This is a genomic window from Falsiroseomonas stagni DSM 19981, assembly GCF_900114315.1.
Taxonomy (GTDB): domain Bacteria; phylum Pseudomonadota; class Alphaproteobacteria; order Acetobacterales; family Acetobacteraceae; genus Falsiroseomonas; species Falsiroseomonas stagni.
In genome coordinates, this window is sequence record NZ_FOSQ01000001.1 from 689,172 (window position 1) to 710,371 (window position 21,200).

At 69.6% G+C, this 21,200-nt stretch carries 18 protein-coding genes; 10 read left to right on the top strand and 8 right to left on the bottom strand.

Annotated elements, in window-relative coordinates:
- Window positions 1–3 precede the first annotated feature (3 nt).
- From BM041_RS03225 to biuH, 5 genes are read left to right on the top strand one after another with little or no spacing between them, the layout of a single operon-like run.
- Complete coding sequence (locus BM041_RS03225) at window positions 4–810, top strand: ABC transporter ATP-binding protein (RefSeq protein WP_092955370.1); 807 nt, start codon at window positions 4–6, stop codon at window positions 808–810.
- The gene (locus tag BM041_RS03230; RefSeq protein ID WP_092955373.1) at window positions 807–1,634 is read left to right on the top strand and encodes an ABC transporter permease; all 828 of its coding nucleotides are present in this window, start codon (window positions 807–809) and stop codon (window positions 1,632–1,634) included. Before BM041_RS03225 ends, BM041_RS03230 begins: the two co-directional genes overlap by 4 nt.
- 4 nt (window positions 1,635–1,638) lie before the next feature.
- On the top strand, window positions 1,639–3,120 hold the full coding sequence (locus BM041_RS03235) for an amidase (RefSeq protein WP_092955376.1): 1,482 nt from the start codon (window positions 1,639–1,641) through the stop codon (window positions 3,118–3,120).
- A 15-nt stretch (window positions 3,121–3,135) separates the two neighbouring features.
- Entirely contained in the window at window positions 3,136–4,491 is a 1,356-nt protein-coding gene (locus tag BM041_RS03240; protein WP_092955379.1) for an LLM class flavin-dependent oxidoreductase, read from the top strand.
- An 11-nt stretch (window positions 4,492–4,502) separates the two neighbouring features.
- Window positions 4,503–5,180, top strand: coding sequence for a biuret amidohydrolase (gene biuH, locus BM041_RS03245; protein WP_092955381.1), 678 nt, complete (start codon window positions 4,503–4,505; stop codon window positions 5,178–5,180).
- A 7-nt stretch (window positions 5,181–5,187) separates the two neighbouring features.
- Here the strand turns inward: biuH and BM041_RS03250 are convergent, their stop codons facing one another.
- Window positions 5,188–5,667 (bottom strand): ureidoglycolate lyase, encoded by a 480-nt coding sequence (locus BM041_RS03250; protein WP_092955384.1) that lies wholly within the window; start codon window positions 5,665–5,667, stop codon window positions 5,188–5,190.
- A gap of 114 nt (window positions 5,668–5,781) precedes the next feature.
- Here BM041_RS03250 and BM041_RS03255 point away from each other — a divergent pair, with 114 nt between their 5' ends.
- Window positions 5,782–6,735 carry an allantoinase PuuE gene (locus BM041_RS03255; protein ID WP_217648598.1) on the top strand — a complete coding sequence of 318 codons (954 nt, stop codon included), beginning with the start codon at window positions 5,782–5,784 and terminating at the stop codon, window positions 6,733–6,735.
- Here BM041_RS03255 and putA read toward each other — a convergent pair.
- The gene (gene putA / locus BM041_RS03260; RefSeq protein ID WP_092955387.1) at window positions 6,732–10,301 is read right to left on the bottom strand and encodes a bifunctional proline dehydrogenase/L-glutamate gamma-semialdehyde dehydrogenase PutA; all 3,570 of its coding nucleotides are present in this window, start codon (window positions 10,299–10,301) and stop codon (window positions 6,732–6,734) included. The genes BM041_RS03255 and putA overlap by 4 nt on opposite strands.
- A gap of 121 nt (window positions 10,302–10,422) precedes the next feature.
- Here putA and BM041_RS03265 point away from each other — a divergent pair, with 121 nt between their 5' ends.
- Window positions 10,423–10,881: an Lrp/AsnC ligand binding domain-containing protein gene (locus tag BM041_RS03265; RefSeq protein WP_456303952.1), complete on the top strand. Its 459-nt coding sequence runs from the start codon at window positions 10,423–10,425 to the stop codon at window positions 10,879–10,881.
- 158 nt (window positions 10,882–11,039) lie between these two features.
- On the opposite strand, the gene BM041_RS03270 is transcribed toward BM041_RS03265, so the two are convergent.
- Genes BM041_RS03270 through BM041_RS03290 form a run of 5 tightly spaced genes read right to left on the bottom strand, consistent with a single transcriptional unit; the run spans window position 11,040 to window position 15,257 of the window.
- Window positions 11,040–11,504, bottom strand: coding sequence for a RidA family protein (locus tag BM041_RS03270; protein ID WP_092955391.1), 465 nt, complete (start codon window positions 11,502–11,504; stop codon window positions 11,040–11,042).
- Window positions 11,505–11,506: 2 nt separating this feature from the next.
- Window positions 11,507–12,259: a maleate cis-trans isomerase family protein gene (locus tag BM041_RS03275; RefSeq protein ID WP_092955394.1), complete on the bottom strand. Its 753-nt coding sequence runs from the start codon at window positions 12,257–12,259 to the stop codon at window positions 11,507–11,509.
- Window positions 12,260–12,261: 2 nt separating this feature from the next.
- Window positions 12,262–13,284, bottom strand: a complete 1,023-nt coding sequence (locus tag BM041_RS03280) for a Bug family tripartite tricarboxylate transporter substrate binding protein (RefSeq protein ID WP_092955397.1) — start codon at window positions 13,282–13,284, stop codon at window positions 12,262–12,264.
- Window positions 13,281–14,777, bottom strand: a complete 1,497-nt coding sequence (locus BM041_RS03285; protein ID WP_092955400.1) for a tripartite tricarboxylate transporter permease — start codon at window positions 14,775–14,777, stop codon at window positions 13,281–13,283. Before BM041_RS03285 ends, BM041_RS03280 begins: the two co-directional genes overlap by 4 nt.
- A 3-nt stretch (window positions 14,778–14,780) precedes the next feature.
- Window positions 14,781–15,257: a tripartite tricarboxylate transporter TctB family protein gene (locus BM041_RS03290; protein ID WP_175533694.1), complete on the bottom strand. Its 477-nt coding sequence runs from the start codon at window positions 15,255–15,257 to the stop codon at window positions 14,781–14,783.
- 123 nt (window positions 15,258–15,380) lie between these two features.
- On the opposite strand from BM041_RS03290, the gene BM041_RS03295 reads away from it, so the two are divergent.
- Both BM041_RS03295 and BM041_RS03300 read left to right on the top strand, forming a co-directional pair.
- Window positions 15,381–17,345, top strand: coding sequence for an oxidoreductase (locus BM041_RS03295; protein WP_092955406.1), 1,965 nt, complete (start codon window positions 15,381–15,383; stop codon window positions 17,343–17,345).
- Between the two features lie 11 nt (window positions 17,346–17,356).
- A complete protein-coding gene (locus tag BM041_RS03300; RefSeq protein ID WP_092955409.1) occupies window positions 17,357–17,782 on the top strand; it encodes a GlcG/HbpS family heme-binding protein in 426 nt (141 codons plus the stop codon).
- A gap of 88 nt (window positions 17,783–17,870) precedes the next feature.
- Here the strand turns inward: BM041_RS03300 and BM041_RS03305 are convergent, their stop codons facing one another.
- Window positions 17,871–19,043: a cobalamin-independent methionine synthase II family protein gene (locus BM041_RS03305; RefSeq protein WP_092955412.1), complete on the bottom strand. Its 1,173-nt coding sequence runs from the start codon at window positions 19,041–19,043 to the stop codon at window positions 17,871–17,873.
- 102 nt (window positions 19,044–19,145) lie between these two features.
- Here BM041_RS03305 and BM041_RS03310 point away from each other — a divergent pair, with 102 nt between their 5' ends.
- Window positions 19,146–21,170 carry a M3 family metallopeptidase gene (locus tag BM041_RS03310; protein WP_092955414.1) on the top strand — a complete coding sequence of 675 codons (2,025 nt, stop codon included), beginning with the start codon at window positions 19,146–19,148 and terminating at the stop codon, window positions 21,168–21,170.
- Window positions 21,171–21,200 lie beyond the last annotated feature (30 nt).

Sequence of the window (21,200 nt, forward strand, 5' to 3'; positions counted from 1 at the left end):
TCCATGGCGCGCCCCTTCGTCGAACTCGACCGCGTCACCCTGACCTATGGCGAGGGGGAGGAGGCAACGCCGGCCCTCGATCCTACCAGCCTCGGCATCGCGGAGGGCGAGTTCGTCGCGGTGGTGGGCCCCAGCGGCTGCGGGAAATCGTCGCTGCTGAAACTCGTCTCCGGCCTGCTGAAGGCCAGCAGCGGCAATGTGGTGGTGGCGGCGCAGGAGGTGACAGCGCCGATCAAGATCGTCGGTATGGCCTTCCAGAACCCGAACCTGCTGCCCTGGCGCAGCACGCTCCGCAACGTGCTGCTGCCGGCGGAGATCGTGCAGCCCCACCGCGCCCGCTACCGCCGCGACAAGGCGCCCTATGTGGAGCGCGCGCGCCAGCTGCTGCGGACGGTCGGGCTGGAGGGATTCGAGCAGAAGCTTCCCTGGCAGCTCTCCGGCGGCATGCAGCAGCGCGCCAGCCTCTGCCGCGCGCTGATGCATGAACCATCGCTGCTGCTGCTGGACGAGCCCTTCGGCGCGCTGGATGCCTTCACGCGGGAGGAACTCTGGGCCGTGCTGCAATCACTCTGGATGCAGAAACCCTTCACCGTGATCCTGGTGACGCATGATCTGCGGGAGGCGCTCTACCTCGCCGACACGATCTATGTGATGAGCGCGCGTCCCGGCCGTATCCTACTGCGCAAGAACTTCGACCTGCCGCGCCCGCGTACCCTCGACAGCACCTATGACACGCGCTTCGTCCAGGCGCTGGCGGAGCTGCGCGCGCATATCGCGGAGGCCCGCACGCCGGTGCCCGCCTTCGCATGAGTGCCGCGGCGGAAACCGCGCCGGCTGCCGTGGCTGCGCCGCGCCCCGCCAGGCTACGCGGGCGCCACCGGCGTGCCCTGGCGGCCGTGCTGGTGCCGCTGGGCTTCGCGCTGTCCGTCCTGGCGGTGTGGGAGGCGGTGGTGCGCATCGCCGCCCTGCCCCCCTTTATCCTGCCGGCGCCGAGCAACTTCCTCGCTGTTCTCATCGCGCGGCACGAACCCATCCTGATGATGGCGGCGCAGACGGCGCGATCCACGCTGACGGGCTTCGCCATCGGGGTGAGCGTCGGTGTCGTGCTGGGCTGCGTCATCGGATCGTCGCGCGTCATCTACCGGATGGTCTATCCCGCGCTGATCGGCTTCCACACCATCCCCTCCGTCGCGTTGATCCCGCTGTTCGTCATCTGGTTCGGCGCGGGGCCGCATATCGCCGTCATCACCGCCGTCGTCGTCTGCTTCTTCCCCGTCACCGTCATCATGGCGACCGCCATCGCGACCTCCGCGCCGGAACTCGACGACGTGCTGCGATCGCTCGGCGCCACGCGCGGCGACGTGATGCTGAAGGTCGCGCTGCCGCGGGCGCTGCCGCAATTCTTCGGCTCCCTCAAGCTCGCCATCACCGGCGCCTTCATCGGCACCATCGTGGCGGAGACGATCGCGGCCAATTCGGGCATCGGCTACGTGATGGTGGTCGCCACCAACAGCATGGATGGCGCGCTTGCCTTCGCGGCGCTCAGCGTGCTCGCTGCCATGGGCGTCACGCTCTACGCGGCCTCGCTGTTCCTTGAACGCCGGCTGACCGGCTGGGCCTATCGTGGGAGATGATGGCATGACGCAGGATCTGGCGCTGATGCCGGCGGTCGACCTGGTGGCGCTGTATCGCACCGGCCAGGCATCCCCGGTCGAACACCTGCGCGCCGTGCTGGCGCAGGTGGCCGCGCTGAACCCCGTGCTGAACGCCTTCTGCTGGCTGGATGAGGAAAGCGCGCTGCGCGACGCCCGCGCCAGCGAGGCGCGCTGGAAGGCGGGCGCGCCGGCCTCCGCATTGGATGGCGTGACGGCGACGGTCAAGGACCTCTCCGTCACGCGCGGCTGGCCCACGCGCCGCGCGAGCCACGCCATCCCGGCCGAGGGCCCGTGGCTGGAGGACAGCCCCTCCGTCGCCCGGATGCGGGAGGCCGGCGCCGTGCTGATCGGCAAGACCACGGTGCCGGAATTCGGCGCCGCCTATATCACGAAATCCGACCTCTGCGGCATCTCCCGCAACCCCTGGAACCCCGCCATGACACCAGGCGGGTCGAGCGGCGGTTCCGCCGCCTCCGCCGCGGCGGGCATGGGCACCATCGCGCTCGCTTCCGACGCCGCGGGATCGATCCGCGCGCCGGCCAGCATGAGCGGCGTCTTCGGCCTCAAGACGACATTCGGCCGCGTGCCCGACTATCCCTCCTCCTACCTCGGTACGCTGGCCGTCATCGGCCCCATCACCCGCACGGTGCGGGAGGCTGCGCTGTGCATGGACGTGATCAGCCAGCCCGATGCGCGGGACAGCTACGCGCTGCCGCCACCCGGCCGTAGTTTCCTCGATGGCATCGAGGGCGGCGTGAAGGGGCTGCGCATCGCCTACAGCCCGACCCTCGGCTTCGCCAAGGTCGATCCCGAGGTCGCCGCCATCGTCGCCGCCGGCGTCAAGGCGCTGGAGGCGATGGGCGCGATCGTCGAGGTCGTCGACCATGTCATGGACGATCCCGGCGCCATGCTCGGCACCTTGATGGCGCCGGGCCTCGCCAATGCGTTTCGCGTGTTCGGCTTCACGGAGGCACAGCAGGCGCTGATGCTGCCGCGCCTGGTGGAAACCGCCGCGCGCGGCGCCGCCGTGCCGATGATGGCCTATCTCGCGGCGCGGGAGGCGCGGGAGAAACTCGGCGCCCGCATGCGCGCCTTCCATGAGAAGTACGACCTGCTGGTGACGCCCGTCGGCGCCATTCCCGGCTGCGATGCCGATGCCGATGCGCCGCGCGATCCGCGCTACGCCGCCTATGCCAATCCATTGCCCTTCGGCGCGGCCTTCAATCTGACGAAGCAGCCCGCGGCGTCCGTCCCCGTGGGTGTCACCGCCTCCGGCCTGCCGGTCGGCATGCAGGTGGTGGGCCCTCTCTACGCCGATGCGCTGGTGCTGCGCGCCTGCCTGGCCATCGAACAGGCCCTTCCCATGCCGGCGCCGGACCTGGCCGCGCTGCGCCATTCCCCCTTCGCCGAACCCATCCCCCGCGGGCTGCTGAGCCAGCGCGAGGCGATGGCCGTCCCGGCCTAACGCAAGGAGACAGCGATGCTCAGCCTCATCACCGGCCTGCATCCCGCGGGCAACCATCCCGCCGGCTGGCGCCATCCCCGAGCCTATGACAACACCATGATGAATCTGGAGCAGATGATCGAGATCGCGCAGACCGCGGAGCGCGGGCTGTTCGACATGCTCTTCATCTCCGATGGCAATGGCGTGGCCGGCATGGAATGGCCCGAACTGTTCGAGGCCAATGCCCTGACCGGCAAGCCCGCGGTCTTCGAACCCGTCACGGTGCTCTCCGCCATCGCCATGCATACGAAGCGCATCGGCCTGCTGGCGACAGCGACGACGACCTATGAGGAACCCTTCACCCTCGCGCGGAAATTCGCCTCGCTCGACCATATCAGCAAGGGCCGCGCCTGCTGGAACGTCGTCACCAGTTCAAACGCCTCCGACAGCCTGAATTTCGGCAAGGACGAACATTTGGCGCGCTATGACCGCTACGAGCGCGCGAAGGAATTCGTGGAGGTGTGCAAGGGCCTCTGGGATTCCTGGGCGGAGGATGCCTTCCCGCAGGACAAGGCGCGGGGGAAGTACATCGACCTCAACCGCGTGCACACGCTCAACCACAAGGGCAAGCACTTTCGGGTGCGCGGCCCGCTGAACGCCGCGCGCCCGCCGCAGGGCTATCCCGTGCTGTTCAGCGCCGGCCAGTCGGAGCCCGGGCGCGAATTGGCCGCCGCGCTGTCGGATTGCATGTTCTGCGCCACGCCCACCAAGAAGCAGGCCGAAGCCTTCTACAAGGACATGAAGTCCCGCCTGCCGAAGTACGGCCGCGCGCCCGATGAGATGAAGATCATGCCGGGCTGCGTCGTCTATGTCGGCCGCACGGAAGCGGAGGCGGAGGCGATGTTCCAGGAACAGCAGGCGCTGATCGATCCCGTCGTCGGCGTCCGCCACCTCTCGCACTACGTCAACATGGACCTCACGGGCTTTGGCCTGGACGAGCCCTTCCCCGAACTCACCCCCGATGGCATCGGCGGTTCCTCCCGCCGCTACGCGATCAGCGAGGTCGCACGGCGCGAATCCCTGACCATCCGCCAGACCTATGAACGCTTCCTCCCTTCCTTCGGCCATCCCGTGATGAAGGGCGATGGGAAGCAGGTGGCGGACATGATGGAGGATTGGTACCGCGCCGGCATCTGCGATGGCTTCAACGTCCATGTCGGCTACCAGCCCGACGGGCTCACGAATTTCGTGGACTACGTGGTGCCGGAACTGCAGCGCCGCGGCCTCTATCGCACCAGCTATCCCGGCACGACGCTGCGCGATGTCGTCGGCCTCAAGCGGCCGGAGAGCCAGTTCTTCCCGAGGCTTGTGCCCGCTATGGTGGCGGAGTAGCCAGCAAACCCATGCGAACCGTTCCTGCCGATCCCTATCCCTGGCCCTTCGATGGCGATCTCCGGCCCGACAACACGGCGCTGATCGTCATCGACATGCAGACGGATTTCTGCGGCCGCGGCGGCTATGTCGATGCCATGGGCTACGACATCACCCTCACCCGCGCGCCGATCGAGCCGATCCGCACCGTCCTCCACGCCATGCGCGAAGGCGGCTTCCACATCCTGCACACGCGGGAGGGGCATCGCCCCGATCTGTCGGACCTGCCCGCCAACAAGCGCTGGCGGTCGCAGCAGATCGGGGCCGGCATCGGCGATCCCGGCCCCTGCGGGAAGATCCTGGTTCGCGGCGAGCCGGGGTGGGAGATCATCCCCGAACTGGCGCCCCTGCCCGGGGAGACGATCATCGACAAGCCCGGTAAGGGCAGCTTCTGCGCCACCGACCTCGAACTCATCCTGCGCACGCGCGGCATCCGCAACCTGGTGCTGACCGGCATCACCACCGATGTCTGCGTCCACACCACGATGCGCGAAGCCAATGACCGCGGCTTCGAATGCCTGCTGCTGGAGGATTGCTGCGGTGCCACCGATGCCGGCAACCACCAGGCTGCGATCAAGATGGTGAAGATGCAGGGCGGCGTCTTCGGCACCGTCACCGATTCGACGAATCTGGTCGCGGCGCTGCGCTGACGGCGCCTCAGCCGGCCTCGATCGAGACCGGTGCTGACAGCGTCGCCCATTCCTCGTCATCGGTGGTGGTGCCGGTGGTCCACATCAGCACGGCGAAGCGGCCGGGCCGGTCCAGCACCCGCACGGGGTGGTGCCAGCTGCCGATGTGGTAGTTCACCGCCTGGTCGCCGCGGACGAGGAAGGCACGCAGCCCGGCCTCATCCGGCCGCCCGCCGGCATCCGGCGCCACCATCACCACCCAGCGCGCCACATCCATCGGCGCGAAGCATTGGGAGGAGCGGTTGTGCCGCTCCATCTGCGTGGCCTGGATCGGCAGGGCCCAGGGCTCCACATGGCTGAAGGACAGCTTCGGCTGCGTCGCGCCGTCGATGCCGCCGATGGTCGCCGCCAGCGAAGGCCGTTCGCCCCGCGCGGGCGGGTCGATCACGTCGCCGAAGGGCGCGAAGGCCTCCGGCGTCAGCGGTTCCAGCAGCAGGCGGCGGGTCATGCGGGGATCCTTCCTTGGGGGGCGGGCAGCATGGCGGAATGGCGCAGCGCGTCCAGTGGCTGGCGCCACGCGCGGCTTACGGCATGATGGCGCCACGACCACGGAGCCACGCCCATGTCCTCGGCCCTCACCGGTCCCTATGCCCGGGATCTCATCGGCTACGGCCGCAACCCGCCCCACCCGCAATGGCCGGGCGGCGCGCGCATCGCCATCAACTTCGTCATGAACTACGAGGAAGGGTCCGAATACTCGCTGCTGGATGGCGACGGATTCTCCGAGGCCACGCTGACGGAAAGCGCGGCCAATGTCGTGCCCGCCGGCGGCCGGGACCTGGCGGCGGAGGGCATGTTCGAATACGGCGTCCGCGTCGGCTTCTGGCGCATCATGCGGCTCTTCGCCGAACGCAACCTGCCCATGACGATCTTCGCCTGCGCGCTGGCGCTGGAACGCCACCCGCCCGCGGCGGCCGCGATCCGGGAGGCCGGGCACGACATCTGCTGCCATGGCTGGCGCTGGATCGAACACTACAAGCTGACGAAGGAGCAGGAGCGGGAGCATATCCGCCTGGCGGTGGAGAGCCTGCAGAAGACGCTCGGCTCCCGCCCCCTCGGCTGGTACTGCCGCTATGGACCCAGCATCCACACGCGCGGGCTGCTCGTGGAGGAAGGCGGCTTCCGCTACGACAGCGACTGCTACAATGACGAGATCCCCTACTGGGTGCTGCAGGACGGCAAGCCGCAGCTGATCGTGCCCTATTCGCTGGTGACCAACGACAGCAAGTTCGGCCGCGGCGTCTTCGGCACGTCGGAGGACTACTTCCAGTTCCTCCGCGACCAGTTCGACATGCTGTATGCGGAGGGCAGGACGATGCCACGGATGATGTCCTGCGGCCTGCATCTCCGCTCCATCGGTCATCCCGCCCGCGCGGCGGGGCTCATGCGCTTCCTCGACCATATCGGGAAGTTCGAGGGTGTCTGGGTCGCGCGCCGGATCGAGATCGCGGAGCATTGGCGCGCGACCTTCCCCTATCAGCCCGGCATGGAGCAGATCAGCAAGGTGGGTCCCTAGCCGAGGCTCATCAGGCTCGCATTGCCGCCGGCCGCGGCGGTGTTGGTGCTGATGGCGCGCTCCGCCACCAGCATCCCCAACGCCGCGGCATCGCTGCCAGGGCGCAGCACCAGGACGGGGCGGATGGGGCCGTCCAGCGCGGCGACCGCTGTCGCCAACGCGACCAGTGCTGCGCCTTCCGCTTCCGCCAGCACGGCGGCGCAATCCTTCGCCGCCACGGCGGCGCAATCCGCTGCGTCCAGCGTCTCCATCCGCTCGACCAGGCCGGACGGCAGGCGGAAGGATGCGGGCGCCACCACGCGCACGGCATTGCCGGTGGCGAGCGCCGCCGCGACCTGGCGCCAGGCGCCTTCCTCCGTGACGGGCACGGCCAGGATGCGGCCGCGCGGCTCCGTGCGGTAGCGGTTGCTCTCCCCGACGGGCCCGGGCAGCAGATGGTCGATGCCGAGCGGCGAGGCGGCCATGGCGCCAGCGCAGAAGCGGGCCGCCGCATGATGGCCCTCGGCCCGCAGCCAGGCCAGAAAACGCGCCGCCGCCAGCGTCGGTGCCCCGCCATGCGGCGGCGGCGCGGCGCGCACCAGCCGCGGCAGATAGAGCGGCCCGCCCGCCTTCGGTCCGGTGCCGGACAGCCCATGCCCGCCGAAGGGCTGCACGCCCACCACCGCGCCGATGATGCTGCGGTTGACATAGACATTGCCCGCCGGCGCGGCCTCCACCAGGCGGTCGATGGTCTCGTCGATGCGGGAATGGACGCCGAAGGTCAGCGCATAGCCGGTGGCGGCGATGTCGCGGAGCAGCTGGTCCATGCCGTCGCGCCGGAAGCGCAGCACATGCAGGATGGGGCCGAAGACCTCCTGCGTCAGCGACGCCACGCGATCGATCTCGATCAGCGTCGGCGCGACGAAATGCCCCTGGTCGCACTCCGGCGGCAGCGGCAGCGCATGCACCGCGTGGCCCGCGTCGCGCATCGCGGCGACATGCGCCAGCAACCCCTGGCGCGCTTCCGCGGAGATCACCGGTCCCACATCGGTGTCCAGCCGGTCCGGCCGCCCGACGCGCAGCTCCGCCATCGCGCCCTTCAGCATCGCGATGATGCCGTCCGCCACGTCATCCTGCAGGCACAGCAGCCGAAGCGCGGAGCAGCGCTGGCCGGCGCTGTCGAAGGCCGAGGCCAGCACATCCGCCACCACCTGTTCCGGCTGGGCGGAGCTGTCCACGACCAGCGCGTTCTGGCCCCCCGTCTCCGCCACCAGCGGCACCGGCAGCCCGTCCCGCCCGAGGCGTTTCGCGAGTTCGCGGTTGATGAGGCGCGCGACCGCCGTCGATCCCGTGAACATCACGCCCTGCACGCGGGCGTCCGCGACCAGCGCCGCGCCGACCGTGCCGTCGCCCACGACCAGATGCAGCACCTCCCGCGGCACGCCGGCCTCATGCAGGATCGCCACCGCGGTTCCGCCGATCAGCGGCACCTCCTCCGCCGGCTTCGCCAGCACCGCGTTGCCAGCCGCCAGCGCCGCCGCGACCTGCCCGGTGAAGATGGCGAGCGGAAAATTCCACGGCGCGATGCAGGCGACGGGGCCGAGCGGCCTGCCTGCCAGCCCGCGCGCTTCCGCGGCGTAGTAGCGCAGGAAATCCACGGCCTCCCGCACCTCCGCGATGGCGTTGGGCAGGGACTTGCCGGCCTCCCGCACAATGGGGCCGAGCAGCGCGGGCATGCGCGCCTCCATCAGGTCTGCGGCGCGTTCCAGCATGGCCGCGCGCGTGGCGGCAGGCTTTGCTTCCCATCCCGGCGCGGCGGCCTCGGCGGTGGCGATCGCGGCCTGCCCGGCATCGGGCATCGCGTCGCGCACTGTGCCGACCACGTCACGCGTATCGGCGGGGTTCATCATGCTGCGCGGCGCGTCACCGACTCCCGAAAGGCCGGCGCGCAGCGTCGCGGCCAGGGCTTCCAGCGTGTCCTCATCCGCCAGATCCATCCCCGCGCTGTTCGCGCGCCCATCGCCCAGGATCGCGTGTGGCGCCGCGATGCCATCATGCGGGCGGCCCACCGGGGTAAGCGACGACGCCACGGCGACGGGATCCTCCAGCAGCGCCTCCACCGACACCGCGGGATCATGGATGCGATTGACGAAGGAGGAATTGGCGCCGTTCTCCAGCAGCCGCCGCACCAGATAGGCCAGCAGAGTCTCGTGCGTGCCGACCGGCGCGTAGATGCGGCAGGCGCGGCCGAGCCGCTGCACCACCGCCTCATAGAGCGGCTCCCCCATCCCATGCAGGCACTGGAATTCGTAATCCGCATCCGGCCCCGCCATGGCGTGGATGGCGCCGACCGTCATCGCGTTGTGCGTGGCGAATTGGGGAAAGATCGCATCCGGCGCCGCCAGCATTCGCTTCGCACAGGCGAGGTAGGACACATCCGTATGGACCTTGCGCGTGAACACCGGGAAGTCGGCCTGGCCATCCACCTGGGCGCGCTTGATCTCGCTGTCCCAATAGGCGCCCTTCACCAGCCGTACCATCATCCGGCGGCCCGTCCGCCGCGCCATCTCGGCCACCACGTCCACGACGAAGGGCGCGCGCTTCTGGTAGGCCTGGATGACGAAGCCGATGCCGTTCCAGCCCGCCAGCGCCGGGTCCTCGCAGAGCACCTCCAGCAGGTCGAGCGACAGCTCCAGCCGCTCGCTTTCCTCCGCATCGATGTTGAGGCCGATGTCGTAGCGCCGCGCCAGCCGCGCCAACGCCAGCAGCCGCGGCAGCAGTTCCGCCATCACCCGCGCCCGCTGCGCGCGGCTGTAGCGGGGATGGAGCGCGGAGAGCTTGATGGAGATGCCCGGCCCCTCGATGATCCCGCGTCCGGCGCTCGCCTGGCCGATGGCGTGGATCGCGCCCTCATAGGCCGCCAGGTAGCGCGCGGCGTCGGCGGCGGTCATCGCTGCCTCCCCCAGCATGTCGAAGGAATGGCGGAAGCCCTTGGCCTCCATCGCGCGGGCGCGCTTCAGCGCCTCCTCGATCGTCTCGCCGCGAACGAACTGCCCCCCCATCATGCGCATGGCCATGTCCATGCCGCGGCGGATCACCGGCTCCCCGGCCCTCGCCACCAGCCGCGTCAGGGCCGCGCCGAGCCCGCCTTCCGTCGCGGTCGTCGTCAGCCGCCCCGTCACCACCAGCCCCCAGGTGGCCGCGTTGACGAAGAGCGACTGCGAATGGCCGAGATGCGCCGCCCAGTCGCCACCGCCGATCTTGTCGCGGATCAGCGCATCCCGCGTCGCGTCGTCCGGGATGCGCAGCAGCGCCTCCGCGAGGCACATCAGCGCCACACCCTCCTGCGAGGAGAGCGAGAATTCCTGCACCAGCGCCTCCACGCCGCCCTTGCGGGGACGGGCGCGCAGCGTGGTGACCAGGTCCCGTGCCTGCGCCGTCGCCTCCGCCTGGAGCGCGGGCGCCAGCCGCGCAGCCTCTATCAGCGGCGGCAGGCAGGCCGTCTCCGCCCGCCGCGTGGCGGCGGTGACGGCGCGGCGCAGCGCATCGCGGTGGGGCGCATCGGCGAGCAGATCGGCAAAGGGCATGGCGGCGGCTCCGTCTCGGCGCCCGAAGGCTAGGGGCGGGTGTGCCGGATCACCATCTGGCGTTTTGCGCCATTCGCCATAGGATCAGCGGCGGACAAGCCATTGACCCGAAGGATCATCGGTGCTGGACAGGACCGACCTCCGCCTGCTGGACATCCTCCAGCGCGACGGCCGCATCACCAATGCGGAGCTGGCGGAGCGCATCGGCCTCTCCCCCGCCGCCACCAGCGAACGTTTTCGACGGTTGGTGACCCAGGGCTATATCCTGGGCTTCGCCGCGCGGCTGAATCCCCAGAAGCTCGGCCTCGGCCTGCTGGCCTTTGTGGAGGTGCTGCTGGACAAGACCACCCCCGACGCCTTCGCCCGCTTCGCGGAGGCCGTGACCCGCGCGCCGGAGGTGCTGGAATGCCACATGGTCGCCGGCGGCTTCGACTACCTGGTCAAGGCGCGCCTGGCCGACATGGCCGCCTATCGCCGCTTCCTGGGGGAGGTCCTGCTCAGCCTGCCCGGCGTGAAGGAGACGCGGACCTACGCCGTGATGGAGGAGGTGAAGAATGACGGCCCGCTGCGCCTTCTCTGAACCCTGATCGGCCGCCTTCGCCCGCTTGAAGGCGATCTCCGTCTCATCCACCGCACCGCCCGAACATGCAGCCGCAGGAAGCCCGCGGCGACCTGGTTCCCATGGGCCTGGAGGATCGCGCCCTGCGGCCGCGTCACCGCGCAGCCCGGGCTGGCGGGTCAACCCAGTTCGAACAGCGCCTCGACCTCGATCGGGATGTCGGAATAGAGCTCCGCCACCCCGATCGCGGAGCGGCAATGCCGCCCGCCCTCCCCGAAGACATCGACCATGAGGTCGGAGAAGCCGTGCAGCACCTCCGACGGCCGGTTGAAGCCGGGCGCGCAGTTGATGAAGCCCATGACGCGCACGCAGCGCACCACCGGATCGAGCGTGCCGAGATAGTGCCGCAAGGTGGACAGGCAGCAGAGGCCGGTGATCCGCGCGGCCTCCCGCCCCTGTTCGATGGAGAGTTCGCGGCCGAGCTTGCCGACGACCAGCGGCACATTGCCCTCGCCGAGCGGCCCATGCCCGCTCATGTAGACATGGATGCCGGATCGCAGGGCGCGCACGCGGTTCGCCTCGTCCCGGAAGGGCGGCGGCAGCGTGACGCCCAGCGCGGCCAGGCGTTGCTCGTTGGTGGCCATGCTCAATGCTCCTCCAGCAGGCGCCCGCAGCCCGTGATGCGGTCCGTGATCCCGTGGCTGCGCAGCGCGTGCCAGTAGGTCGCGGCATTGATGGCGATGACGGGCTTGCCGAGCCAGGCCTCCGCCTGCGCCGCCAGGTGCATCATGGGCAGGTTGGCGCCGAACTGGATGATGGCGCGGACCTCCGGCCGGTTCACCTCATTGATCGCCTCCCGCAGCGTGGCGAGCGGCGTGAGGCCGATGCCGACGGGGGAGGGGCGTTGCAGATGCCTGGCCGCCACCACCTCGCACCCGATCTCCGCCAGGTAGTTGACGAGATGGCTGTGGGCGACGGGGAAGTAGGGCGTCACCAGCCCGACCGGGCCGGTGATGCCCAGCGCCTTCAGCGCCGCCGGCAGCGCATCCGCCGCCTGGGTGAAGGGCAGGCCGCCGGTCATGCGGTCCACCCGATCCTGGATCGCGCGGGCAGCAGCCAGGCCGCCGCCCCAGATGCTCTCGGCGGAGATGCCGAGCACGATGCGATCCGGCTGCGCCGTCAGCACGCGTTCCAGCGCGCCTTCCAACGCCGCATCGATGCGGCTGATCAGCGTGTTGAAATCGGCATCGCTGTTCAGCGCATCATTGGCGATGTGCATCCGCGCGACATGGTTCGTGATGCCGCGCGGGCGCATCGTGTCGTACTCCGGCTGCACCACCGTGTTGGTGGAGGGCGTGACCACCCCGAAGCAGCCGCGCCACCCCAACACATCAACCATGGTCAGCGCGGAACCCGGCCGGAGGCGACGAGGTAGGCGCGCTCGGCTTCCGCCATCTGCGCCACCGCGGCGTTCAGCGCGGCCGGCGAGTTCAGCGCCGGATCCGGCAGCGCGCCGAGGTTGCGGAATTCCTCCACCAGCGCGGGGTCCGCGACGGCGGCGCGGAAGGCCGCGGCCAGCCAGGCCTTGCGATCCGCCGGCACCGCCTTCGGCACCGCGATCCAGCGGCTGACGCCCCAGTTCACGTCGTCCCGCCCGATCACGCTGTTCACCGTCGGCGTTTCCGGCAGGAAGGCGGTGGGCTGGCGGCCCGTCACGGCGATGGGGAGCAGGCGGTTGCCCTGCATGTGGCCGCGCACCTCCGCGAAGAAGCCGAAGGCGAGGTCCACATTGTTGCCGAGCAGCGCGGTGATGCCGGGGCCACCGCCCTGGAACGGCACCTTGAGGAAGCGCGATCCGCTGGCCTGTTCCAGCTGCTCGATCAGGTATTCGTAGTAGCCGCCGACGACATTCGCGACGCGGATGGTCCCGGGGCGTGCCCGCGCCGCTTCCAGCAGCCCGCGCAGCCCGCCCGTCTTGAAGGGGCCGTCCGCATTGACCATCAGGTTCAGCGGTTCCGCGTTCAGATGCGCGATGTGGTCGAGGTCGCTGACCTGCCAGCGGCCCTGGGACCGCGCGGCGTCGGAGATCACGAGGTTCGCGATGATGCCGACGGCATGCCCGTCGCTCGGCGCCTGCGTCGCCAGCCAGGTGTGGCCGACCAGGCCCGCGCCGCCGGTGCGGTTGTTCACGAAGCTGCGCTCGCCGGTCACACGCTCGAAGAAGCGCTGCACGACGCGGCCGGTGATGTCCATGCCGCCGCCGGCGGGATAGACGACGACCATCTCGATCGGCTCCCGCGGATAGCCCGCGGGCTTGATGGCATTGAGCGCGGCGCGCGCGGGATGGGTTTCCTGCGCCATGGCGGCGCCGGCGAAGGGCAGTGCGGCGCCAGTGGCGATCAATCCGCGTCGGGTGATGGTCATGCTGTTCCTCCCACAAGGGTTGTTGTTTTGCGCTTGAAGACCACCAGCAGAAGAACCCCGACGGCGGCGGCGATCATCACCGCGGCCAGCGGGCGCTGGAGGAAGATCATCGCCCCGTCGGGCGACATCACCATGGATTGGCGCAGCGACTGTTCCAGCAGCGGCGCCAGCACGAAGGCCAGCACCAGCGGCGCCAGCTCATAGCCGAATTTGCGCAGCGCCCAGCCCACGACACCGAAGCCAAGCATGACCCAGAGGTCGAACAGGTTCCGGTTGGCCGAATAGGTGCCGACGAGGGCCAGCAGCAGGATGGCCGGGAAGAGCACGGCATAGGGCACGCGCAGCAACTGCACCCACAGCCCCACCAGCGGCAGGTTCAGCACCAGCAGGAAGACATTGCCGATATAGAGGCTGGCGATCACGCCCCAGAAGACATCGGCGCGGTCGATCATCATGGTCGGGCCGGGCTGCACGCCGTTGATGATGAGCGCGCCCATCAGCAGCGCCGTCACCGCATTGCCGGGAATGCCAAGCGAGAGCAGCGGGATCATGCCCGACGAGACCGCGGCATTGTTCGCGGCCTCCGGCCCCGCCACGCCCTCGATCCGTCCCTTGCCGAAGGTCTCGGGGTTCTTACCCACGCGACGCTCCACGGCGTAGGAGAGGAAGGACGCCGTGACCGGCCCGCCGCCCGGCAGCAGCCCGATCGCGAAGCCGAGCCCCGTGCCGCGCAGGATCGGCGCCCAGGACGCCTTCCAGTCGGCGCGCGTCGGCCACAGATTGGACAGCTTCGCCTTCACCGCCATGCCGCGCGCGGATTGCTCCACATTCAGCAGGATCTCCGAGACGCCGAACAGCCCGATCACCACGGCCAGCAACTCGATACCCGCGGAGAGGTCGACGCTGCCCGCGGTGAAGCGGAATTCGCCCGTCACGATATCCATGCCGATGGCGGCGAGCCAGGCGCCGAGCCCGATCATGATCGCGCCCTTCAGCGCCGATCCCTGGATCATCAGGATGGTGCAGGCCAGGCCCAGCAGCATGAGCGCGGCATATTCCGGCGGTCCCATGCGGATGGCGAAGGCGCCCAGCATCGGCGCCGCCAGGCACAGCACCACGATGCCGACCGTGCCCGCGATGAAGGACCCCAGCGCCGCCATGCCGAGCGCCGCCCCCGCGCGCCCCTGCTTCGCCATGGCATAGCCATCGAGGCAGGTGACGACGGAAGCGGCCTCCCCGGGGATGTTTACGAGGATCGAGGTGATCGATCCGCCATACATCGACCCGTAGAAGATGGCGCAGAGCATCGCGACAGCGCCCACCGGCGGCAGCGCCACCGTCGCCGGCAGCAGCAGCGACAGCGCCGCCAGCGGCCCGATGCCCGGCAGCACGCCGATCAGCGTGCCGATGACGCTGCCGATGAAGATGAACTGGATGTTCTGCCAGGTCAGGATGACCTCGAACCCCGCCAGCAGGCCGCTGATCGGATCCATGCGTCAGAACCCGAAGGGGCCGCGCGGCAGCGGCGTGCCGAGCGCGACCGCGAACAGCAGATGCATGCCGCCGGCGGCGATGATGCCGGTGACGATGGCGGATACCCAGGATTTGTCCGGCGCGATCACGCGGAACAGGATGGGCAGCCCCACCGCGCCCGCCAGCGCGAAGCCCAGCCAGGGCACCGCCACGATCATGCCGCCGACGACGACGATCAGCACGGCGGTGCGGAAGGGCGCGCCTGGTGCCTCCCAGAATTGCGGGGCGATCTCCTCCCCGGGCGCCGGCTGGCCGCCGGTCACGACATGGCGCAGCAGCAGCCCGACTCCGCCGCCCAGCACCAGCAGCCCCGCCAGGAAGGGAAAGAAGCCGGAGGCCGGTCCGCTCGGGTCGCTCAAGCCAAGCCCCATCGAACTCCAGCACAGCGCGATGCCGAGCAGGACCCAGAACAGGCTGACCGCTGCGTCGAGACGCGCCATGGCATTCCCGGTGTCGTTTCTTCCCGCGCGCAGCATCGCGCGATACCCGCCAGTCGCGCAAGCTACCTTGTCCGGACAACCCGATGGCCATAGGGTGGCGTCAATCGGGAGGACATCCGGCGCATGGACGGCGGACGCGTTCAGGCTTTTCCAAGGCTGTTCACGCCGGTGCGGATCGGCGCGGCGACGTCGCGCAACCGCGTGATGCGGGTCGCCACCACCTCCAACCTCGCGGAGCAGAATCGCGTCGGCGACCGTATGCTGGCCTTCTATCGCACCGTTGCCGAAGGCGGCGCGGGCGTGGTGGTCAGCGAGGCCGCGCGGGTGCATCCCGGGGATGCGGTGACGCCGCAGGCCATTCCCCTGTTCGACCGCGGCCCGATTCCCGGCCTGCGCCGCCTGGTCGACCAGGTGCACAAGGCCGGCGCGCTCTTCGTCTTCCAGATGAATCATGGCGGGCGCCAGCATCTCGGCCGCCGCGTCGGCACCTTGCTCGCCCCCTCCGCCATCCCCTGCCCGCGCTCCGGCGGCACGCCCCATGCGCTGACGACGGTGGAGGTGGAGCAGATGGTGGAAGCCTTCGTCTCCGCCTCGCTCAACGCCATGGAGACCGGCGCGGACGGCGTGGAGGTGCATGGCGCGCAGGGCCATCTGATCGGCCAGTTCGTCTCCCCCTACACGAACAAGCGCGATGACCGCTACGGCGGCAGCCTGGAGAATCGCCTCCGCTTCCCGACCGAGATCCTGCAGGGCGTCCGCCGCCGCATCGGCCACCGCGCCATCATCGGCTATCGCCTGGCGGTGGAGGAATTCACCGATGGCGGCATCGATGCCGACCAGGCCTGCGAGATCGCGGCGCGGCTCGCCCGTGAAGGTCTCTGCGACTACGTCTCCCTCAGCCAGGGCAACTTCAACACCATCGACACGCATCTGCCGGACCGCCACTGGCCGCAGGAATCCTACCGGGGCATCCAGGCCGCGGTGAAGCGCGCGGTGGGCGATGATTGCGTGGTGGTGCAATCCACCCGCGTGCAGACGCCGGAACAGGCGGAGAGCATCATCGCATCCGGCGATGGCGACATGGTGGGTCTCTGCCGCGCGCTGATCGTCGATCCCGAATGGGCGAACAAGGCGCGAACCGGCCGTGCCGCCGAAATCCGCCGCTGCATCGCCTGCAACCAGTGCTGGGACTGGATTTCCAGCGGCGAGCCGATCGGCTGCTCCACCAATCCGCTCGCCGGCCGGGAGCATTTTTTCGGCAAGCTGAAGCAGGCCGTGCGTTCCACCGTCGTCGTCGTCGGCGGTGGCCCCGCGGGGATGGAAGCCGCGCGCACCGCCGCCGATCGCGGCCATCGCGTGGTGCTGTTCGAACGGGATGCCGTGCTCGGCGGCAAGTTCCGCGACGCCAGCCACTTCCCGCTGGGCGGCGAGGTCCGGCACCTCACCCTGTTCCAGGAAGGCGCATTGAAGCGCGCCGGTGTCGAACTGCGCCTCAACGAGGAAGCGACTCTCGCAAAAATCGTGGCGGAGCAGCCGCACGCCGTGATCGTCGCGACGGGCGCGCAGGCCGTGGCGCCGTCGCTGCCCGGCGATGGCAGCGTTCCGGTGCTTGCGCCGACCTCTATCGGCGACCTCGCCTCGCTGCGCGGCGGCAATGCGGGGCGCATCCTGATGATGGATGAGGATGGCTACTACTGGGCCGCCGCCATCGCGGAAGCCGTGGCGTCGCTCGGGAAACTGATGGTCACGACGCGCTTCTTCGAACCCTTCCGCGAATTGCCGATGGTGTCGCGCATCGCGACTCTCCGCGAACTCGACAAGGCCGGCGCGGAATTCCGCACCTCCATGGCCCCCGTCCGGATCGAGGGCGGCGCGGTGGTGCTGCGCCACTACCTCACGGGGCGGGAAGGCTGGGTGGAGGATTGCGCCGCGCTGCTCTGGATTGGCCAGGCGCAATCGCGCAACGGCCTGGTGGAGGCGCTGAAGCGGGCAGGGGTGGAGCGCACGCACCTCGTCGGCGATGCCTATGCGCCGCGCCGCGTGGCCGTCGCGCTGGTCGAAGCTCAGGTTGCCGCGCGGGCGGTGTAGGGGGAACGCAGATGTCCATCATCAAGCGCAGCATCGATGGCGACACCGCGCAGCGGATGATCGAGGCCGCCATCGCGAAATCGCGCGACCTCAAGAAGGCGATGTGCATCGCCGTCGTGAATGAATGCGGCCAGCTCAAGGCCTTCCACGCCATGGACGGCGCCGCGCATCTCGCCATCCAGATCGCGCAGGACAAGGCCTGGACGGCGTCCTCCTTCGGCATCGCCACACATGTCTGGTGGGACTTCATCAAGAACGACCCGCCGCTGCTGCACGGCATCACCCACACGCCGCGCCTGGTCATCTTCGGCGGCGGCTATCCCGTGATGGAGGAGGGCCAGATGATCGGTGCCATCGGCGTCTCCGGCGGCCACTATTCCGATGACATGGAAGTGGCGCGCGCGGGGCTGGAAGCGGTGGGTGCGCCGGTTTCCTGAACCGGCGCCTCCTCCTCGTCCTCCTCGACGATCTCGGCGTGAAAGCCCAGCTGCGCGTCGGGGCCCATGCAGAACCAGCACATCGCGATCAGCTCCTGAACAGCCGGGCGGAGGCCATCTCCGCGCCCTGGCGCATCGACTTCAGTTTCGCCCAGACCACGTCATTCGCCACGCGGCCACGCCCCGCGGAGGTATCGAAGCCGCAATCCGTGCCCGCCTGCACGCGGCGCGGATCGCCCATCACGCGCGCCACGCGCTCGATCCGGTCCGCGATCACTTCCGGGTGCTCGATGAAGTTCGTGGTGGTGTCGAGCACGCCGGCGACGAGGATCTGGTCCTCCGCCAGCGGCTTGCGTTCGAAGATCTTGTATTCATGCGCATGGCGCGGGTTGGCGAAGGGCAGCACGAAGCCGCCGACATTGGCCTGCGTGACGATGGGCAGGATGTCCTCCAGCGGCACGTCATGGTCATGCGGGCCTTCGTAGTTGCCCCAGCAGACATGCAGCCGTACGCGGTCCCGCGGGATGTTGGCGATGGCGCGGTTGATCGCCGTGATCACACGTTCGCAAAACTGGAGAAAGTCGGAAAGCGGCCGGTCGCGATAGGAACAATGCCGTTCCAGCGCCAGGTCGGGGCAATCCAGCTGCAGCACGAAGCCCTGCGCGACGATCGCCTCGTATTCGACCTTCAGCGCATCGCCGAGCGCCGCGAGATAGGCTTCCTCCGTCGCATAGTGGCGGTTCTGCACGATGGAGCCGATGATGCCGGGCGATGGCGCGGTCAGGAACGCCTCCGCGTAGCTGCCGGAATGCGCCGCCAGCGCGGTCCGGAAATCCGTGCATTCGTCGTTGACGGCGGCGGGGTCGAGGTAGCGGACCTCCCCGATCGCGGCGGGCAGGAAATCCGTGTTGGTCACGGCTTCCTGCTTGCTGGCCAACTCCTTCAGCTGCGCCTTGTAGTCGGGATAGGCATCAAGGTCCGCCCAGCCCGTGCGGCTGCTGCTGTCCCCCAGCCCGCTGAGCCGGTGGCGGAGGTACAGCACGAAGCTTTCCCGCTGCTGCTCGCCATTGTTGATGATGTCGAGCCCGCTTTCGATCTGCTTCGGGATGATGCCCTGGAGTGCCGCGCGCCCTTCCGCCTCGATCGCCGCGGGGTCCACCGCTTCGCCCCGCACGCGCCGCGCATAGAGCTTCGTCAGCGCCGCCGGCCGGGGCAGGCTGCCGGTATGGGTGGTCAGGATGCGGGTTTCGCTGCGCTGCATGGTCACGTTCCGTCCCGGTATGCTTGGTGGTGACGCTAGCGGATCGCGCGATCCTGTCGAGTAGGCCTGGACCCGTGCGGGCCGGCACCCCACAAATGAGGCATGACCGAGAACCCGCTCCTCCGCCCCTGGACCACCCCTTTCGGCGTGCCGCCCTTCGACCTGATCCGGGCCGGGCATTTCGCCCCGGCCTTCGATGCCGCGCTGGCAGCCCATCTGACGGAAATCGCCGCCATCGGCGACAACCCCGCGCCGCCCGATTTCGCGAACACGATGGAGGCGCTGGAACGCGCCGGCGGGATGCTGACGCGGATCGCCTCCGTCTTCTTCAACCTCACCCTGAGCCAGGCCACGCCCGAATTGCAGGCGGTGGAGCGGGACTGGGCGCCGAAGCTGGCGCGCCACCGATCCGCCATCGCGCTGGACCCCGGCATCTTCAGCCGCGTCGCGGCGCTGCATGCGCGGATCGACACGCTCGCCCTCGCCCCCGACCAGAAGCGCCTGCTGGAGCGCCGCTACCAGGGCCTGGTGCGGGCCGGCGCGGCGCTGGACCAGGCGACGCGCGACCGGTTGACGGAACTCTCCACCCGCCTCGCCACGCTGCACACCAGCTTCGGGCAGAACGTGCTGGCGGACGAGAATGACTGGCAGATGGTACTGGCGCCGGACCAGCTCGGCGGCCTGCCCGACAGCCTGGTCCAGGCGGCGCGGGAGGCCGCGAAGGAACGGGGCGCGGAGGGCTACGTCATCACCCTCGCGCGCTCCTCCGTCGAGCCCTTCCTGACCTTCTCGACCGAGCGCGCGCTGCGGGAGAAGGCGTGGCGCGCCTGGGTCGCCCGCGGCGCCCTGCATCCCGACCGCGACAATGCGGCCCTGGTGAAGGAAATCCTGGCGCTCCGGGCGGAACGCGCCCGGCTGCTCGGCCACGCCGATTTCGCGGAATACCGGCTGGTGGACACCATGGCGCGCACGCCCGAAGCGGCGGAGGGCCTCCTGCGCGCGGCCTGGGAACCCGCCAAGCGGCGCGCGGCGGCGGAGCGCGAGGAACTGGCCGCCATGGCCCGCGCCGCCGGCCACAACGACCCGATCGAGGCCTGGGACTGGCGCTTCTGGGCCGAACGCGCCCGCCAGCAGAAGCACGCCATCGATGCCGGCGCGCTCAAGCCCTATTTCGCGCTGGACGCCATGCTGGCGGCGGTCTTCGACACGGCGAAGCGCCTCTTCAGCATCCGCTTCGAGGAACGCGCCGACATCCCGCGCTACCACCAGGATGTCCGCGCCTTCGAGGTGACGGACGCGGATGGCGCGCATCGCGGCGTCTTCCTGCTCGACAATTTCGCGCGCTCCGGCAAGCGGTCCGGCGCCTGGATGAGCAGCTTCCGCGTGGCGGATGCGCTGGATGGCCGCGTCTCCCCCATCATCGTCAACAACAACAACGTGGCGAAGGCATCGCCCACGCTGCTGTCCTTCGACGATGCCCGCACGCTGTTTCACGAATTCGGCCACGCGCTGCACGGGCTGCTGAGCACGGCGCGCTACCCGTCGCAATCCGGCACCGCGGTGCTCGGCGATTTCGTCGAGTTCCCCTCGCAGGTGATGGAGAACTGGCTGAGCGTCCCCGACGTGCTGCGCCGCTACGCGAAGCATGTCGAGACGGGCGAGCCGCTGCCGGAGGCGCTACTGGAAAAGCTGCTGGCGGCGCGGAATGAGGGCCAGGGCTTCGCGACGGTGGAATACGTCTCCTCCGCCCTCATCGACCTGGCGCTGCACCGCGTGGCATCGCCGGAAACGCTCGATCTCGCGGCTTTCGAAAGCGACTTCCTGCGCGAGATCGACATGCCCGACGCGATCGGGCTGCGCCACCGCCCGATCCATTTCGGGCATCTGTTCGCGGGCGGCGGCTACGCGGCGGGGTACTATTTCTACCTCTGGGCGGAAGTACTGGACGCCGACGGCTTCGAAGCCTTCGAGGAAGCGGGCGACCCCTTCCACGCCGATCTCGCCGCGCGGCTGAAGGCGGTGTTCGAGGCGGGGGATACGAAGGACCCGATGGATCTCTATGTGGGGTTCCGGGGGCGCAAGCCGGCGGTGGATGCGCTGCTCAGGAAGCGCGGGTTGGCGGCATAGCGAGGCGGCCCAAACCCCCACCCCAGCCCT

Coding starts and splice junctions, on each gene's coding strand:
- putA (WP_092955387.1), bottom strand. CDS start 10,301: ATGCCCTTTGCCGATCTGCTCGCCGATGCGCCCCACCGCGATGCGCTG.
- BM041_RS03295 (WP_092955406.1), top strand. CDS start 15,381: ATGGACGGCGGACGCGTTCAGGCTTTTCCAAGGCTGTTCACGCCGGTG.
- BM041_RS03290 (WP_175533694.1), bottom strand. CDS start 15,257: ATGGCGCGTCTCGACGCAGCGGTCAGCCTGTTCTGGGTCCTGCTCGGC.
- BM041_RS03225 (WP_092955370.1), top strand. CDS start 4: ATGGCGCGCCCCTTCGTCGAACTCGACCGCGTCACCCTGACCTATGGC.
- BM041_RS03285 (WP_092955400.1), bottom strand. CDS start 14,777: ATGGATCCGATCAGCGGCCTGCTGGCGGGGTTCGAGGTCATCCTGACC.
- BM041_RS03255 (WP_217648598.1), top strand. CDS start 5,782: ATGTCCTCGGCCCTCACCGGTCCCTATGCCCGGGATCTCATCGGCTAC.
- BM041_RS03310 (WP_092955414.1), top strand. CDS start 19,146: ATGACCGAGAACCCGCTCCTCCGCCCCTGGACCACCCCTTTCGGCGTG.
- BM041_RS03250 (WP_092955384.1), bottom strand. CDS start 5,667: ATGACCCGCCGCCTGCTGCTGGAACCGCTGACGCCGGAGGCCTTCGCG.
- BM041_RS03230 (WP_092955373.1), top strand. CDS start 807: ATGAGTGCCGCGGCGGAAACCGCGCCGGCTGCCGTGGCTGCGCCGCGC.
- BM041_RS03305 (WP_092955412.1), bottom strand. CDS start 19,043: ATGCAGCGCAGCGAAACCCGCATCCTGACCACCCATACCGGCAGCCTG.
- biuH (WP_092955381.1), top strand. CDS start 4,503: ATGCGAACCGTTCCTGCCGATCCCTATCCCTGGCCCTTCGATGGCGAT.
- BM041_RS03270 (WP_092955391.1), bottom strand. CDS start 11,504: ATGGCCACCAACGAGCAACGCCTGGCCGCGCTGGGCGTCACGCTGCCG.
- BM041_RS03240 (WP_092955379.1), top strand. CDS start 3,136: ATGCTCAGCCTCATCACCGGCCTGCATCCCGCGGGCAACCATCCCGCC.
- BM041_RS03280 (WP_092955397.1), bottom strand. CDS start 13,284: ATGACCATCACCCGACGCGGATTGATCGCCACTGGCGCCGCACTGCCC.
- BM041_RS03275 (WP_092955394.1), bottom strand. CDS start 12,259: ATGGTTGATGTGTTGGGGTGGCGCGGCTGCTTCGGGGTGGTCACGCCC.
- BM041_RS03300 (WP_092955409.1), top strand. CDS start 17,357: ATGTCCATCATCAAGCGCAGCATCGATGGCGACACCGCGCAGCGGATG.
- BM041_RS03235 (WP_092955376.1), top strand. CDS start 1,639: ATGACGCAGGATCTGGCGCTGATGCCGGCGGTCGACCTGGTGGCGCTG.